This is a genomic window from Lysinibacillus sp. JNUCC-52, assembly GCF_015999545.1.
Taxonomy (GTDB): domain Bacteria; phylum Bacillota; class Bacilli; order Bacillales_A; family Planococcaceae; genus Lysinibacillus.
The window spans coordinates 1,515,459-1,530,683 of the sequence record NZ_CP065546.1 but is presented as its reverse complement, the minus strand read 5'-3'; the positions used below and the strand labels follow the sequence as shown (position 1 = coordinate 1,530,683).

Below are 15,225 nucleotides of genomic sequence, written 5' to 3'. Positions count from 1 at the left end.
ATTACTGTCAATCTAACACTTTTTCTCTTTTGTCCCAGACTCCTTGTTTATTATGAAGCAATAGACAAGAACGACGGAATATTTTTAATAAGAAGTGTATTTAAGTCGAAACCACGACATTTAGTACACAAACCTTGTAGGAAGTAGTAATCATTCAGTATAATAGTAAAATGGGAATTCGAATGCACGGATTTCGTTTGAAAGGAGTTACCTGACCTGCAATGAATGAGGAACAACGATTAACTAGTCAACAAGTCAATCAACCAAAAAAAGAAGACAAGCCTGAAAAGGATTATAGTAAATATTTTGAGAAGGTCTTTACAGCACCTTCATTAAAAGATGCAAAAAAACGTGGCAAAGAAGAAGTGAAATACCATAAAGACTTCCAAATTGCAGAACAATTTGCTGGCATGGGTGAGGGACGGACATTCTATATCCGTACATATGGTTGCCAAATGAATGAGCATGATACGGAAGTGATGGCTGGGATCTTTATGCAGCTTGGCTATACTTCAACAGAGATTATCGAGGAAGCAGATGTGGTGTTACTGAATACATGTGCAATCCGTGAAAATGCAGAAAACAAAGTATTTGGAGAGCTTGGTTTCCTGCTAAAATATAAACGTAAAAATCCAGAAATGTTAATTGGTGTATGTGGCTGTATGTCACAAGAAGAATCTGTAGTAAATAAAATATTAAAAACATACCCACATGTCGATATGGTATTTGGAACGCACAATATTCATCGATTGCCAAATATTTTAAAAGAAGCTTACATGTCGAAGGAAATGGTTGTAGAAGTTTGGTCTAAAGAGGGCGACGTTATTGAAAACTTGCCGAAGAAACGTTTAGGTTCCATTAAAGCCTGGGTCAATATTATGTACGGCTGTGACAAGTTTTGTACGTATTGTATCGTGCCATATACGCGAGGAAAAGAACGCAGTCGACGTCCAGAGGAAATTATTGCTGAAGTTCGTGAGCTAGCTGCGGCGGGCTATAAAGAGATAATGCTCCTCGGTCAAAATGTCAACGCTTACGGCAAAGACTTTGAGGACCTTGATTACCGTTTAGGTGATTTAATGGATGAATTGCGAAAAATCGATATTCCGCGTATTCGCTTTACAACGAGTCACCCACGTGATTTTGATGATTATTTAATTGAAGTACTAGCAAAAGGTGGCAACTTGGTTGAACACATTCATTTACCAGTACAATCAGGCTCAAATGAAGTGTTGAAAATTATGGCACGCAAATATAGTCGTGAGCATTTCCTAAGCTTAGTAGATAAGATTAAAGCAGCAATCCCAGGTGTAACGTTAACAACTGATATTATTGTTGGTTATCCAAACGAAACAGAGGAGCAATTCGAAGAGACTATTTCGTTATACCGTGAAGTAGGCTTTGAAATGGCCTTTACGTATATTTACTCTCCTCGAGAAGGTACGCCAGCTGCGAAGATGGTCGATAATGTACCAGAAGAGGTTAAAAAAGAGCGTTTACATCGTTTAAATGCGGTCGTACAAGAGTATTCTAGAAAAGCGTTAGAAGGCTTGAAAGGCGAAATTGTGGAAGTATTAGTGGAGGGCACAAGTAAACGTCGTGATGATGTGCTTGCGGGCTATACACGTAAAAATCGCCTAGTGAATTTCAAAGCGCCAACAGAGTTGATTGGACAGTTAGTGAAAGTGAAAATAACGGAAGCTACTTCTTATTCATTAACTGGAGAATTTGTGGAAGTAGTAAAAAATGAAAAGGTGGAAGCGTAAATGACACAAGTATTGTATACAAAAGAAGATTTAATTAAAAAATCCCATGAAATTGCGCATATGATTGCGAATACACCAGAAGTCGATTTTTTTAAAAAAGCTGAAGCACAAATTAATGAAAACCAACTTGTTCGTGAACGTATTGCTAGCTTAAAAAGCTTACAAAAACAAGCAGTTAACTTTCAACACTTAGGTAAAGAAAAAGCATTAAAAATGATCGAAGACAAAATTGAAAAAATTGAAGAAGAAATTAATGCTATTCCTGTTGTGCAGCAATTTAAAGAATCACAAGGTGATGTAAATGACTTATTACAATTAGTGTCGAATACAATTGCCAATAACGTTACAAATGAAATTGTGCGTTCAACAGGTGGCGATGTATTGCGCGGTGAAACTGGATCTTCTGTACAAAATTCTCAACCAGGTAGCTGTTCATAATTAAATAATAGAAGAAATAGCCCGAATAACTGCATTCGGGCTATTTTTATGCCGAACTTTAGGTAAGGATTTATACATAAAAAAAGCCTATATGAAAGCTGTTGAATGAAAAGATGTAGAAAGGAAGTCGATTCGATTCTATGAAATACGTTCACCCAATGGGCGCCCCCTGCATATGATGGAGTGAAAAGAGTCGAAGGAGGAATTGCGCTGAAACGTTTACGACAAATCGTGACGAAAGCAGTAGTTGCCAAAGGGAAGAAGAGAACGGAAGAACGTGTAACGTTATGTCCAACAAATAAACCGACGAGTATTCTCGGTTGCTGGGTAATCAACCATACTTGTTCAGCAAAAAAAGTCGGTAAATTTGTAGAAGTGTCAGGAAAGTTTGATGTGAATGTATGGTATGCTTATAGTAATCATTCGAAAACAGCAGTGTTTTCAGAAACGGTTCACTATAAAGACAAGGTAAAACTTAATTTTAGAGATGGCGAAGTTACAGTTGGCGATGATGTGCGTGTGCGTGTAATACAAGAACCAAATTGCATGGAAGCGGTAATTTCTCCATGTGGAACAAAATTTGAAATTGTAGTAGAACGCGAGACTGTTGTTGAAGTAATGGGTGAAATGACAATTTGTATTAGTGTACATCCGCTAGATTTCGAAGAGGAATGGAATTTTAATGATGAAAGCTCATCTTCATCTTCCTCATCAAGTTCTAGTTCAAGCTCCAGTTCTTCTAGCAGCTCAAGCAGTGAAGGAAGATTTGTTTTAGAGTCCTCGTCGTTTCCTGATGAACGTCCTAGATAAAAACCAAGATAATATTTTTTGATACATGCGAAATGCTAGCATCTTTACAAAGGTGAAATAAGCGTTTCGCATGTATCTTTTGTTATAATAAATATAACGATCAATGGATGAAGACTTATGTAGCAAAAAATAATAGTAGGTTAGCATTTTGGTTGAATGAAAACAAAGCACACATAATGGATATTGCAGCCTTTACAAGCTGTATGTATCTAGTGCAATTGTTAACGTGTAACTACAAATTGCATATTTAAGCACAAAATATAAAATATCTAAACGCAAATATACTATGCGTATTTGATTTAAATGGCAAGAGCGAGGGAATTTTTAAATGACAACTTATACACCAATGATGCAACAATATTTGCAAGTAAAAGAAGATTATAAGGATGCCTTTTTATTTTTTAGATTAGGTGATTTTTACGAAATGTTTTTTGAAGATGCGGTTAATGCATCACAAATTTTAGAAATTACATTAACAAGCCGAGATGCAGGTGCTAAGGAGCGTATTCCGATGTGCGGCGTACCGCATCACTCAGCAAAAAATTATATTGAAACACTTGTGCAAAAAGGCTATAAGGTTGCAATTTGTGAGCAAACGGAGGATCCAAAGCAAGCAAAAGGTGTAGTCAAACGTGAAGTAGTCCAACTTATTACGCCAGGTACTATTATGGAAGGTAAGGCGCTAGATGGTAAAACCAATCATTTTATAGGGGCAGCAGAACAGTTGGATGCCATGACATTTGGCTATGCCTACTTGGATTTATCTACAGGTGAGGCTATTGCGTCAACAATTGAAGGGGACGGCAAGGCACTACTGATGCAGATGCAAGCTTATGGTATTCGTGAATTAATCGTGACAGAAAGTTTACAGCTTTTATTAGCAGAACATGCAATGAATGTTGGTATTGTTCTATCTGTTGAAGAAGATGAAATGGCAATGGACAAAGCGGAGAATTATTTAGAAGCGGTGCCAGTGACTATACAGGTAGCTTGCCTTCGTTTACTTCATTATATTGATAAGACACAAATGCGTTCACTTTCTCATATCCAAGCGTTTACCTTCAATGAAATGAAAAACTATTTACGTATCGATTCGAGCTCCAAGCGTAATTTAGAACTTATCCAATCAATTCGTGGCGGCGACCAAAAAGGTACATTGTTATGGCTATTAGATGACACCGTTACAGCGATGGGTGGACGTAAGCTGAAGCAGTGGCTCCATCAACCGTTAGCATCACGCGCAGCTATTGAAGATAGACTTGCAATGGTTAGTGATTTGTTAGAAGAATATTTTGTAAGATCAGAATTACAAAATTCGCTAAAACAAGTATATGATTTAGAACGTTTAGCTGGCCGTGTGGCATTTGGTAATGTAGGCGGGCGTGATTTAGCGCAGCTTCGTGATTCATTGCGACAAGTTCCCGTTATCCAACAGCAGTTACTTGGAGCAAATAAAGAAACATTGTACAAGTTAGGTGCAGCACTCGATACATGTGCTGACGTTGAGACATTATTGGCAAGTGCTATTACAGATAACCCACCAATCACGATTAAAGAAGGTGATGTTATCCGAGATGGCTATCATGAACGATTAGATGAACTACGCTATGCGTCACGCAATGGCAAGGACTGGATTGCCCAATTAGAACAAGCAGAACGTACGAAAACGGGTATTAAAAACTTAAAAATAGGTTATAACCGTATTTTTGGCTATTATATAGAAATTACAAAATCTAATATTCATTTAGCAGATTTAACACGCTATGAACGGAAGCAAACGCTCGCAAATGCAGAACGATATATAACGCAAGAACTGAAAGAGAAAGAGTCGCTTATTTTGAATGCTGAAGAAGAAAGCTTGGCATTGGAGTACAAGTTATTCGTTGAAATACGTGAACAATTAAAATCATTTATTCCACGTGTACAAGCATTAGCAGCAAGTATTAGTGAGTTAGATGTATTGCTTAGCTTTGCAAGCGTTTCTGAAAAATATCGTTTTACGAAGCCAGAGTTTCATGAGGGACGTGCGCTTGAAATTATTGAAGGACGTCACCCAGTTGTGGAGAAAATGCTCAATAAGCAAATGTATGTACCAAATGATTGTGTGCTTGAGGAAAAACACAATATGATGCTTATTACAGGGCCCAATATGTCCGGTAAAAGTACGTATATGCGCCAAGTTGCCTTAATAGTAGTAATGGCACAAATGGGATGCTATGTGCCTGCGGAAAAGGCAAGATTACCAATTACGGATCAAATTTTTACACGAATTGGTGCAGCAGATGATTTAGCGGCAGGTCAATCCACGTTTATGGTGGAAATGCTAGAATCACAGCATGCGATTATGCATGCTACTAAAAATAGCTTAATGCTGTTTGATGAAATTGGTCGTGGAACATCTACCTATGATGGGATGAGTCTTGCACAATCTATGATGGAATATATTCATGACAAAATAGGCGCAAATACACTTTTCTCAACTCATTATCATGAATTGACAGCATTGGAAAAAGAGCTGCCACGCTTACAAAATGTGCATGTATCTGCCACTGAAAAAAATGGCACAGTCGTCTTTTTACACAAGGTGAAAAAGGGAGCGGCAGATAAATCGTATGGTATTCATGTTGCGCAGCTAGCCCAATTACCTGAGGAAATTTTAGAGAGAGCTCGTATATTGCTCGAAAACTTTGAGGCGGGTAATGAAGTGCCTGTTTCTCAACATGTCGTGGAGCAACCAGTACAAATGTCGCTCTTTACAGAAGAAGCGGCGTTGCCTTCAGCTGAGACAGATGTGTTAAAAAGCTTGGAGAAGGTGAATATTTTAGGCACTTCACCAATGCAGGCTATTAATATTTTATATGAATTACAACAGCAATTAGTTAACGCTAAAAAATAAAGGAGTGAAGCGCCATGGGGAAAATTCAAATTATGGACGCGTGGCTATCCAATAGAATTGCCGCGGGGGAAGTAGTAGAACGACCAGCGTCTGTAGTGAAAGAATTAGTCGAAAATGCGATTGATGCTGGTAGTACGTCCATTGATGTCTTTTTACTAGAAGCGGGCCTCACTTCAATTCAAGTAATTGATAATGGTAGTGGGATGGATGAGGAAGACGCACTGATCTCTTTCTCACGCCATGCAACAAGTAAGATTCATCAGGAGCATGATTTATTTCGTATTCGTACATTAGGATTTCGTGGGGAGGCATTAGCATCCATTGCATCGGTATCTAAAATGACGATGATAACTTCAACTGGTGAATCAGGGACGTATGTGGAATTAGAGGGAGGCCATGTAAAAATGCAAAAGCCTGGGCCTTTACGTAAAGGAACAGATATTACAGTGGCACAGCTATTTTTCAATACACCTGCACGTTTAAAATATATGAAAACGATACAAACAGAGCTTGGACATACAATTGATCTTATGAACCGTCTAGCGCTTGGTAATCCCCAAATTGCGTTTCGATTGCTACATAATGGTCAGCAGTTATTACAGACAAATGGACGAGGCGATGTACAGCAAGTACTGGCCGCAATTTATGGCGTGCATAATGCGAAAAAAATGGTGCCGTTTCAAGGGGAATCCCATGACTATAAGGTGTCGGGCTTTGTATCTTTACCAGAGGTGACACGTGCTTCTAAAAATTATATGTCGCTGTTTGTCAATGGTCGTTGGGTGAAGCATTATTTGGTGCAAAAGGCAATTATCGATGCGTATCATACGTATTTACCCATTGAACGTTTTCCAATTGTAGCACTTTATATTGAAGGCGATCCTTATTTAACAGACGTAAATGTCCATCCAGCGAAACATCAAATCCGTTTAAGTAAAGAACCAGAGCTACTAAAATTAATCGAAGAAACGATTCGTGGCAAAATTCGAGAAGTGATGCGTGTACCTCTAATGGAAAAGAAAGAAAAAATTCCGAAACCCGCAACAGAACAGTTAAATATATGGAAGCCTACCCCGAAGCTGGACGTCGAAAAAATGAATGCTATCGTTGAAAAGCTTTATGATGCGCAAACTGTTCAGGAATCTAGCATATTGCCCGACGAGGAGCCTTTAGCCCCAGCTACTGTTACAAAAGAGAGCTGGCAACCAATGCAACAATTAGAAACTAATCAGGTTGAAGTAGAGGCACCAATAGCGCATAGCGAAATTTTAAATGAGGAGCCTCACATTGAAGAAACTCAAATAGAAGAGCCTAAAAAAGAACCATTCCCTGCTCTTGAGGTTGTAGGACAAATTCATGGGACATATATTGTGGCGCAAATGGAGGACGGCTTTTATTTAATCGACCAACATGCCGCACAGGAGCGTATTAAATACGAATTTTTCCGTGAAAAGGTTGGGCAAGTTAATCCGAACGAACGACAGACATTATTACTTCCCTTGACCTTCCATTACGCAGCAGATGAGGCGCTTATACTGCGTGAAAATAAACAGCAGCTAGAGGCAGTTGGCGTGTTTTTAGAGGATTTTGGACAGTCATCATTTGTGATTCGTGAGCACCCAAGTTGGTTCCCAAATGGCGAGGAGCAAGACATTATTGAGGATTTAATTGAGCAAGTGTTGACGACAAAAAAAGCGGATGTTAAAAAAATGCGTGAGGCGGCAGCTATTATGATGAGCTGTAAAAAGTCTATTAAGGCTAATCATTATTTAACGAAAGAGCAAATGGTTGCATTGCTAGATGATTTACGTGAAGCAGATAATCCATTTACTTGTCCGCATGGTCGGCCAGTACTAATTCATTTTACAACCTATGAAGTGGAAAAAATGTTCAAACGGGTAATGTAGTAATAGCTAAGCAATGTGGTCGCAGTCAATAAAGAAAAGCTACAGCGATCAAGAGCCTGGTGTGAAAACCTAAGGGGGAGAATGAATGGGTGAATTTATTTTAGCAATTGATCAAGGGACGACAAGCTCAAGAGCGATTTTATTCAATCATAAAGGTGAAATTGTCCATGTTGCCCAAAAGGAATTTCAGCAGTATTTTCCGAAGGCAGGCTGGGTGGAGCATAACGCCAATGAAATTTGGGGATCAGTGCTCGCAGTTATAGCAGCTGTGTTAACTGAAAGTGGTCATGAAGCAAGTGAGGTCCATGCAATTGGCATTACAAATCAGCGGGAAACTACGGTAGTTTGGGATAAACATACTGGTCAGCCTGTTTACAATGCTATCGTTTGGCAATCAAGACAAACGCAGGATATTGTTTCAGAGCTAAAGGAACAAGGCTATGAAAAAATGTTTCAGCAAAAGACAGGGTTACGTCTCGATTCTTATTTCTCTGCAACAAAAATTAAATGGATTTTAGACAATGTTGAAGGGGCACGTCATAAGGCAGAAAATGGCGATTTACTATTTGGCACGATTGATTCTTGGATTGTTTGGCGATTATCAAAAGGGAAGGCACATATTACGGATTATTCAAATGCGGCGCGGACATTACTTTATAACATCCATGAACTAAAATGGGACGAAGAGCTTTGTGAACTATTAAATATTCCAATGACGATGTTACCAGAAGTAAGAAATTCGTCAGAGATTTATACGAAAACAGCACCAAGTATATTTTTTGGTGAGGAAACGCCAATTGCAGGCATTGCTGGTGACCAGCAGGCAGCACTCTTTGGTCAAACTTGCTTTGCGAAAGGCATGGCTAAAAATACGTATGGCACTGGCTGTTTTATGTTGTTAAACACGGGCGAACAGGCAATCCATTCTGAAAATGGCTTGCTTACAACGATTGCTTGGGGCATTGATGGCACGGTGACTTATGCGTTAGAGGGCAGTGTTTTTGTGGCAGGTTCAGCAATTCAATGGTTGCGCGATGGTCTTCGAATGATTCGCACTGCTAAGGAATCTGAAAAATATGCAACAAAGGTAGCTGATACAGATGGTGTATACGTAGTACCTGCATTTGTAGGATTAGGAACACCATACTGGGATACGGATGCTCGTGGCGCTATTTTTGGTTTGACGCGGGGGACTTCTAAAGAGCATTTTATCCGCGCAACGCTTGAATCATTGGCTTACCAGACGAAAGATGTACTGGATGCAATGAAGGAAGCTGCGAGCATGCCAATTGAAGTATTGCGAGTAGATGGTGGAGCTGTAAGTAACGGCTTCTTAATGCAATTTCAAAGTGATATTTTACAGTTAGAGGTGGAGTTAGCAAAGCTTAATGAATCGACTGCACTCGGGGCAGCCTATTTAGCAGGACTTGCAACAGGATTTTGGGAAAATAAAGAGGCGTTAGCTGCATTATGGGCAAATGGGCAAACCTATCAACCTAAAATGACCACAGAGCAAAGCGCAAATTTATATGCGGGCTGGCAAAGAGCTGTGGAGGCTACACGTATATTTAAATCATAGCTAATGGGGGGAGAAAGTATGTTTTCATTTGAGCATCGACCTAAAATTATCGATTATTTAGAGCAATATAGCTTTGACGTTTTAGTAATTGGGGGTGGTATTACAGGTGCTGGAATTGCACTTGATGCCGCGTCAAGAGGATTATCAGTCGCACTAATTGAGATGCAGGACTTTGCTGCTGGTACATCAAGCCGTTCGACAAAGCTTATCCACGGAGGACTTCGATATTTAAAACAATTTGATATGGGGGTAGTGGCTGAAGTTGGACGTGAACGCGAAATCGTTTATGATAATGCTGTTCATGTAACGACACCTGAAAAAATGCTGTTGCCTTTATATAAGCATGGTTCACTTGGTCCTTTAACGACTTCAATTGCATTAAAAGTATATGACCGATTAGCAGGTGTCAAAAAGAAAGAACGCCGCACAATGCTAAGTGCACAAGAAACAGCAGCGCTTGAGCCTCTATTAAAGCGAGATGAGCTCGTTGGAGGTGGCTATTATGTCGAATATCGTACAGATGATGCACGGTTAACGATTGAAGTGCTAAAAAAAGCGGTTGAATACGGCGCACTTTGTGTAAACTATGCGGAAATGACAGGATTTTTATATAACAAGAAAAAGCTAATTGGCGCAAAAGTAAAAGATCATGTAACAGGAAAAGTAGTGGAAGTTCATGCTGCGCAAATTGTCAATGCTACTGGCCCTTGGGTAGATGAAGTACGACAAAAGGATAAAGCGTTGGACAAAAAGCAATTACGCCTGACAAAAGGTGTCCATATCGTCCTCAATCAAAAGCATTTCCCATTACAACAGGCCGTCTATTTTGATATTCCAGATGGTCGGATGGCTTTTGCTATTCCTCGTGATGGTAAAACTTATATAGGGACAACGGATACAGTTTATGAAGGAAATCCTATACACCCAACTGCAACACAACAAGATGTAGATTATTTAATTGAAGCTGCTAAAAATATTTTTCCTACAGCCGAAATTACAAGAGAAACAATTGAATCTTCTTGGGCAGGTGTACGTCCACTTATTTTCGAAAAGGGGAAAGACCCTTCTGAAATTTCGCGTAAAGATGAGATTTGGACAGCATCAAGTGGTTTGATGACGATTGCAGGTGGCAAGTTAACAGGCTACCGCCAAATGGCAGAAACAATCGTTGATAAAATCGTCAAAACTCATAAATTTAAGCATGCTAGTCCATGTATGACACGTGAACTATCTCTATCTGGTGCAAAGGGCATTAATGCCATTAATTTCCCTGATTACACTGCGTATAAAGCAAGAGAAGGTGTGCAGTATGGCCTGAACTATGATGAAGCGAAGCATCTTGTGCAAAAGTATGGAACGAATGTGGACGCTTTATTTGATCAGGTGAAGTATTTACATGAGCATGGCAGTACAATGCCTCTCGTGTTACATGCGATGCTGCTCTATGGTATAGAAGCGGAAATGGTGTACACACCTTGTGATTTCTTTATTCGTCGCACGGGATTATTATACTTTGATATTGATGCAGTGAAACGATATAAGGAGCAAGTAATTCAAGTAATGCAACAGCGTTTTCACTATTCAGAATCTCAAAGAAATACCTATGTTGCGCAATTAGAACAAGCCATAATCGATGCGACAAGTTTTGCGGATGTGGAGGTGTAATATGGAAGAGCGTTATATGAAAATGTCAGATGGACATTTTGTGTTTACGCGAACATTAACGCCGACTATTCCATGCATAGGTCATATTCATATTTTACATGGCATGGCAGAGCATAGTGGTCGCTATATAAAATTTGCTCAAAAATTATGTGTAGCAGGTTATGCAGTGACGATGCATGATCATCGTGGGCATGGAGAAACGGCATCTTACAACGGCACATTAGGCTTTTTCGCTGAAAAAAATGGTTTTGATCGTGTTGTAGAAGATGCTCATGAAGTGATTGTAGCTATGCATGCTCAATTTGCAGATGTGCCATTCATCTTGTTCGGACATAGTATGGGTTCTTTCATTGCTAGAAGGTATATTCAACTTTACAGCAATGACGTGGATAACGTTATACTTTGTGGAACAGGTAATGTCTCAACACTGCATAAGATTGGGCATTATGTCGCACAAGTATTGGCAATGCAACGAGGCAAAGAGATGGAGAGCCCTTTACTAAACAAATTGAGCTTTGGGAGCTTCAATAAGCAAGTTCCAAATGCTAAAACAGCATATGATTGGTTATGTTCTGTAGAGCACGAGGTGCAAAAATATATTGATGATCCATATTGTGGCTTTATACCAACCAATCAATTTTTTGTTGATTTAACGGCGGGTCTTATGGTACTGAATCGAAAAAATGAGATTGAAAAAATAAATAAAAACTTACCGATCCTTTTGATAAGTGGTAGCAAGGACCCTGTTGGAGATGGTGGTCACGGTGTGTATAATGTGGCAGAGCGCTTTGCAGCAGCAGGTGTACAGGATGTTACAGTCTATTTATTTGAAGATAAGCGACATGAAATTTTAAATGAAGACAATCATCAGGCGGTTCATCAAGTTTTATTACGGTGGTTAGAAAAGTATGATACAAAATAAAATACAGCAAGCAGAGGTTGTAGCAATCGTAGGACCAACAGCCTCTGGTAAAACAGCACTGAGCATTGAGTTAGCAAAAAAGTTTAATGGTGAAATTATTAACGGCGATTCCATGCAAATTTATAAAGGCCTAGATATTGGTACTGCGAAAATTACTGCGGAAGAGATGCAAGGTGTCCCACATCATTTATTAAGCTTCAAGGAGCCTACAGAATCCTTTTCGGTAGCAGATTATCAAAAATTGGTACGTGCCAAAATTAGTGAAATACAAGCACGAGGAAAGCTACCAATTATTGTTGGAGGCTCTGGGTTATATGTACAAGCCGTGCTCTATGATTTCCAATTTACCGAGGAGCAAGTAGATGAGGTAGCACGAAAGGCTTATTATGAGGAGCTAGAAAAGTTAGGTCCTGAAGCAATGCATGCAAAACTATTAGCATTGGATCCGAAAACGGCGGAAACAATTCACCCTAACAATACGCGACGCGTCATTCGAGCATTAGAAATGATTGAATTAAGTGGTGTTTCAAAAGCCTCAGAAGAACACAATCGAGGAGAAATCCCCCTTTATCGCCATTTAATTATAGGGTTAGGTGAAAATATGTCACGCGATGCGTTATATGATCGCATAAATCGCAGAGTAGATTTGATGATGGACAAAGGGCTGTTGCAAGAAGTACAAGGGTTGTGGCAGCAAAATATTCGAGGCGTACAGTCAATTCAGGCAATTGGCTATAAGGAAATATATGATTACTTAGATGGTCGATGCACTTTAGAAGAAGCAATTGAAAATTTAAAACAAAATTCTCGTCGCTATGCGAAAAGACAACTTACTTATTTCCGCAATAAGATGGATATTCATTTTATTGAAAAAGACTAAAAACTTTAATAATTTCTAAAAATTACTAATTGATAAATTGGGATAACATGCTACTATAGGAATGAAGAGGTAGAAAGAGAGTAGGGGAGGCGCATTCTATGAAATCAATCAATTTGCAAGATACGTTTTTGAACCATCTACGTAAAAACAGTGTTTTTGTAACTGTGTTTCTGTTAAACGGGTTCCAGCTAAAAGGAACAGTGAAATCCTATGATAACTTTACAGTATTACTAGTCGATGCTGAAAGTAAACAGCATCTCATTTACAAACACGCAATTTCTACTTTCGTTCCAGCAAAGCAAGTCGAATTTTTAGAGACAGAAGAATAGAGTCATTTTTAGGCAGCTAGTGTTACATCACTAGCTGTTTTTTTTCGTTCACGCTATAATGTAATAGGAAATTGATATATTGGAGGACTGTAAAGATGAAATCGATGGATACAACGCAATTATTAGAACAACTAGATGCGAACGAGGACTTATACATTATCGATGTGCGAGAAGATGACGAGGTAGCACAAGGTGTCATTCCAGGCGCTAAGCATATTGCACTTGGAACAATCCCTGAGCGCTTAGAAGAAATAGATAGATCTAAACCTTACATTATCGTCTGTAAAGCTGGCGGACGCTCAGCAAATGCATGTGCATATTTAGAAGCACAAGGCTTTGATGTAACAAACCTAGAAGGCGGCATGCTTGCTTATGATGGGGAATTAGAATTTAAATAATGTAGGTCACAGGTATTTAACAATTCAGTTGTTAAATACCTTATTTTATTTAGTTTATACTTAACATTGGCAGTGCACAAAATGCTGTCACGCAAACTTTATCCAATATTGACACGAAAAAAACTTTATCGTAAATTTAAAGTAATTACATAAAAGCATTAGGTGCCCATTATGGGAGAATAGGGAATAAAGTGAAATGCTTTAGCGGTCCCACCACTGTAAAATGGAGTTTTATAGAAAATACCACTAGCGTTATGCTGGGAAGGTTCTATAAAATGTTGAAATTGAGCCAGGAGACCTGCCTAATTGCTTTGAATGATATAGACGATGGAAAAGTCTGTAGTTTATTTGTTATGAAATAAACTACAGGCTTTTCTATTTTTTTTCATTCTATATGTAAATGGCTAAAAAAAGGAGAGATGATGATGCAATTATTACAACAAACGATTCAACGCATTCAACCTACTAATAATACAATGAAGGAAAAAGCTAAGGAACGTATTGATTCACTTAGCAAGCCTCCAAGCAGTTTAGGGAAACTGGAGTCGCTAGCTATACAATTAGCTGGTATTACGGGAGAACTATATCCAAAACTTGATAACAAAGTAATCATTGTTTGTGCAGCTGATCATGGTGTTTGTGAAGAGGGGGTAACATCAAATCCGCAAAATGTCACGTTTTTACAAACATTAAATTTCCCTAAAGGGGTAACAGGTGTTTGTGCAATTGCCAAAATAACAAATGCAAAAATTGTAACGGTAGATGTTGGAGTCAAAGAGGATATACCGCTTGATGCTAAGGTGTTAATGAAAAAAATTAAGCATGGTACAGACAATATGGCAAAAGGTCCAGCAATGACAAGGGAAGAGGCAATCCAGTCAATTGAAGTAGGTATTGAAATTGCAACAGCAGAAATAGCAAAAGGGGCAAATGTTCTTGGTACAGGTGAAATGGGCATCGGCAATACAACACCGAGTGCGGCTATATTATCAGTACTTCGTGGTTGTCATCCACAGGAAGTGACGGGATTCGGTGCAGGGCTTGGGGCAGGAGGAATTGAACATAAAGTAGCGATTATTCAAAAGGCCATTGAAATAAATAAACCTAATCGTCATGATGCGCTGGATATACTTGCAAAAGTGGGAGGGTTAGAAATAGGTGCGATGGCGGGTAGTATCCTAGCTGCAGCTGCAAATCGGAAACCAGTTGTGATTGATGGCTTTATTTCTACAATAGCAGCACTAATAGCATATGAACTTGAACCAAAAGTACAAGACTATATTATACCTTCACATGCCTCTGAAGAGCCGGGTGCCAAAATAGCAGCCGAATTGCTAGGAGTTGAGCCGATGCTTCATATGAATATGCGATTGGGAGAGGGCTCTGGTGCAGCACTAGCCTTTCCAATTCTAGATGCAGCTTGTTCGATGATGAGCAATATGGCTACATTAGCAGAAACGATGGCGCTAGTTGAAGAGAAGTGATGGGGCATTTGAGAGGTCAAAGCTTCGAGCGAGGACAAAAGAGAAAAAGTGTTAGATTGACTGGAATCAATCTAGCAATTTTTTACTGCGCCGTTGATGTCCGCTGCAGGGGTGCTTTCCGCGGGCACACCGTAAGCCGCAACCGTCGCTG

General features: G+C 39.2%; 12 protein-coding genes and 1 riboswitch. All 12 genes read left to right on the top strand.

Annotation, left to right across the window (positions count from 1 at the left end; translation table 11 throughout):
• Positions 1-221 precede the first annotated feature (221 nt).
• The 12 genes from miaB to cobT all read left to right on the top strand — a co-directional run bounded on the left by miaB (position 222) and on the right by cobT (position 15,074).
• The gene (miaB, locus tag JNUCC52_RS07955) at positions 222-1,766 is read left to right on the top strand and encodes a tRNA (N6-isopentenyl adenosine(37)-C2)-methylthiotransferase MiaB (protein ID WP_228134398.1); all 1,545 of its coding nucleotides are present in this window, start codon (positions 222-224) and stop codon (positions 1,764-1,766) included.
• Positions 1,767-2,204 carry a YlbF/YmcA family competence regulator gene (locus JNUCC52_RS07950; protein WP_228134399.1) on the top strand — a complete coding sequence of 146 codons (438 nt, stop codon included), beginning with the start codon at positions 1,767-1,769 and terminating at the stop codon, positions 2,202-2,204.
• A gap of 183 nt (positions 2,205-2,387) precedes the next feature.
• Positions 2,388-3,014: an outer spore coat protein CotE gene (gene cotE / locus JNUCC52_RS07945; RefSeq protein ID WP_337981884.1), complete on the top strand. Its 627-nt coding sequence runs from the start codon at positions 2,388-2,390 to the stop codon at positions 3,012-3,014.
• A gap of 328 nt (positions 3,015-3,342) precedes the next feature.
• Positions 3,343-5,910: a DNA mismatch repair protein MutS gene (gene mutS, locus JNUCC52_RS07940; RefSeq protein ID WP_337981883.1), complete on the top strand. Its 2,568-nt coding sequence runs from the start codon at positions 3,343-3,345 to the stop codon at positions 5,908-5,910.
• 14 nt (positions 5,911-5,924) lie between these two features.
• Complete coding sequence (mutL, locus tag JNUCC52_RS07935; RefSeq protein WP_228134402.1) at positions 5,925-7,817, top strand: DNA mismatch repair endonuclease MutL; 1,893 nt, start codon at positions 5,925-5,927, stop codon at positions 7,815-7,817.
• An 85-nt stretch (positions 7,818-7,902) separates the two neighbouring features.
• Positions 7,903-9,396 carry a glycerol kinase GlpK gene (gene glpK, locus JNUCC52_RS07930; RefSeq protein WP_228134403.1) on the top strand — a complete coding sequence of 498 codons (1,494 nt, stop codon included), beginning with the start codon at positions 7,903-7,905 and terminating at the stop codon, positions 9,394-9,396.
• Between the two features lie 18 nt (positions 9,397-9,414).
• Positions 9,415-11,061, top strand: coding sequence for a glycerol-3-phosphate dehydrogenase/oxidase (locus tag JNUCC52_RS07925; protein WP_337981882.1), 1,647 nt, complete (start codon positions 9,415-9,417; stop codon positions 11,059-11,061).
• 1 nt (position 11,062) lies between these two features.
• Positions 11,063-11,983 (top strand): alpha/beta fold hydrolase, encoded by a 921-nt coding sequence (locus JNUCC52_RS07920; RefSeq protein WP_337981881.1) that lies wholly within the window; start codon positions 11,063-11,065, stop codon positions 11,981-11,983.
• The gene (miaA, locus tag JNUCC52_RS07915) at positions 11,970-12,863 is read left to right on the top strand and encodes a tRNA (adenosine(37)-N6)-dimethylallyltransferase MiaA (protein ID WP_337981880.1); all 894 of its coding nucleotides are present in this window, start codon (positions 11,970-11,972) and stop codon (positions 12,861-12,863) included. Before JNUCC52_RS07920 ends, miaA begins: the two co-directional genes overlap by 14 nt.
• A gap of 98 nt (positions 12,864-12,961) precedes the next feature.
• A complete protein-coding gene (gene hfq, locus JNUCC52_RS07910; RefSeq protein ID WP_228134406.1) occupies positions 12,962-13,192 on the top strand; it encodes an RNA chaperone Hfq in 231 nt (76 codons plus the stop codon).
• A 95-nt stretch (positions 13,193-13,287) separates the two neighbouring features.
• A complete protein-coding gene (locus JNUCC52_RS07905) occupies positions 13,288-13,590 on the top strand; it encodes a rhodanese-like domain-containing protein (protein ID WP_228134407.1) in 303 nt (100 codons plus the stop codon).
• 143 nt (positions 13,591-13,733) lie between these two features.
• Positions 13,734-13,910: riboswitch (cobalamin riboswitch) on the top strand.
• Between the two features lie 105 nt (positions 13,911-14,015).
• Entirely contained in the window at positions 14,016-15,074 is a 1,059-nt protein-coding gene (gene cobT / locus JNUCC52_RS07900) for a nicotinate-nucleotide--dimethylbenzimidazole phosphoribosyltransferase (RefSeq protein WP_337982202.1), read from the top strand.
• Positions 15,075-15,225: the final 151 nt, after the last annotated feature.

What these genes read in the sequence shown, in the direction of transcription:
- hfq (WP_228134406.1), top strand. Translation starts at nt 12,962, where the DNA reads ATGAAATCAATCAATTTGCAAGATACGTTTTTGAACCATCTACGTAAA.
- miaA (WP_337981880.1), top strand. Translation starts at nt 11,970, where the DNA reads ATGATACAAAATAAAATACAGCAAGCAGAGGTTGTAGCAATCGTAGGA.
- JNUCC52_RS07905 (WP_228134407.1), top strand. Translation starts at nt 13,288, where the DNA reads ATGAAATCGATGGATACAACGCAATTATTAGAACAACTAGATGCGAAC.
- cobT (WP_337982202.1), top strand. Translation starts at nt 14,016, where the DNA reads ATGCAATTATTACAACAAACGATTCAACGCATTCAACCTACTAATAAT.
- glpK (WP_228134403.1), top strand. Translation starts at nt 7,903, where the DNA reads ATGGGTGAATTTATTTTAGCAATTGATCAAGGGACGACAAGCTCAAGA.
- JNUCC52_RS07925 (WP_337981882.1), top strand. Translation starts at nt 9,415, where the DNA reads ATGTTTTCATTTGAGCATCGACCTAAAATTATCGATTATTTAGAGCAA.
- miaB (WP_228134398.1), top strand. Translation starts at nt 222, where the DNA reads ATGAATGAGGAACAACGATTAACTAGTCAACAAGTCAATCAACCAAAA.
- JNUCC52_RS07950 (WP_228134399.1), top strand. Translation starts at nt 1,767, where the DNA reads ATGACACAAGTATTGTATACAAAAGAAGATTTAATTAAAAAATCCCAT.
- mutL (WP_228134402.1), top strand. Translation starts at nt 5,925, where the DNA reads ATGGGGAAAATTCAAATTATGGACGCGTGGCTATCCAATAGAATTGCC.
- JNUCC52_RS07920 (WP_337981881.1), top strand. Translation starts at nt 11,063, where the DNA reads ATGGAAGAGCGTTATATGAAAATGTCAGATGGACATTTTGTGTTTACG.
- mutS (WP_337981883.1), top strand. Translation starts at nt 3,343, where the DNA reads ATGACAACTTATACACCAATGATGCAACAATATTTGCAAGTAAAAGAA.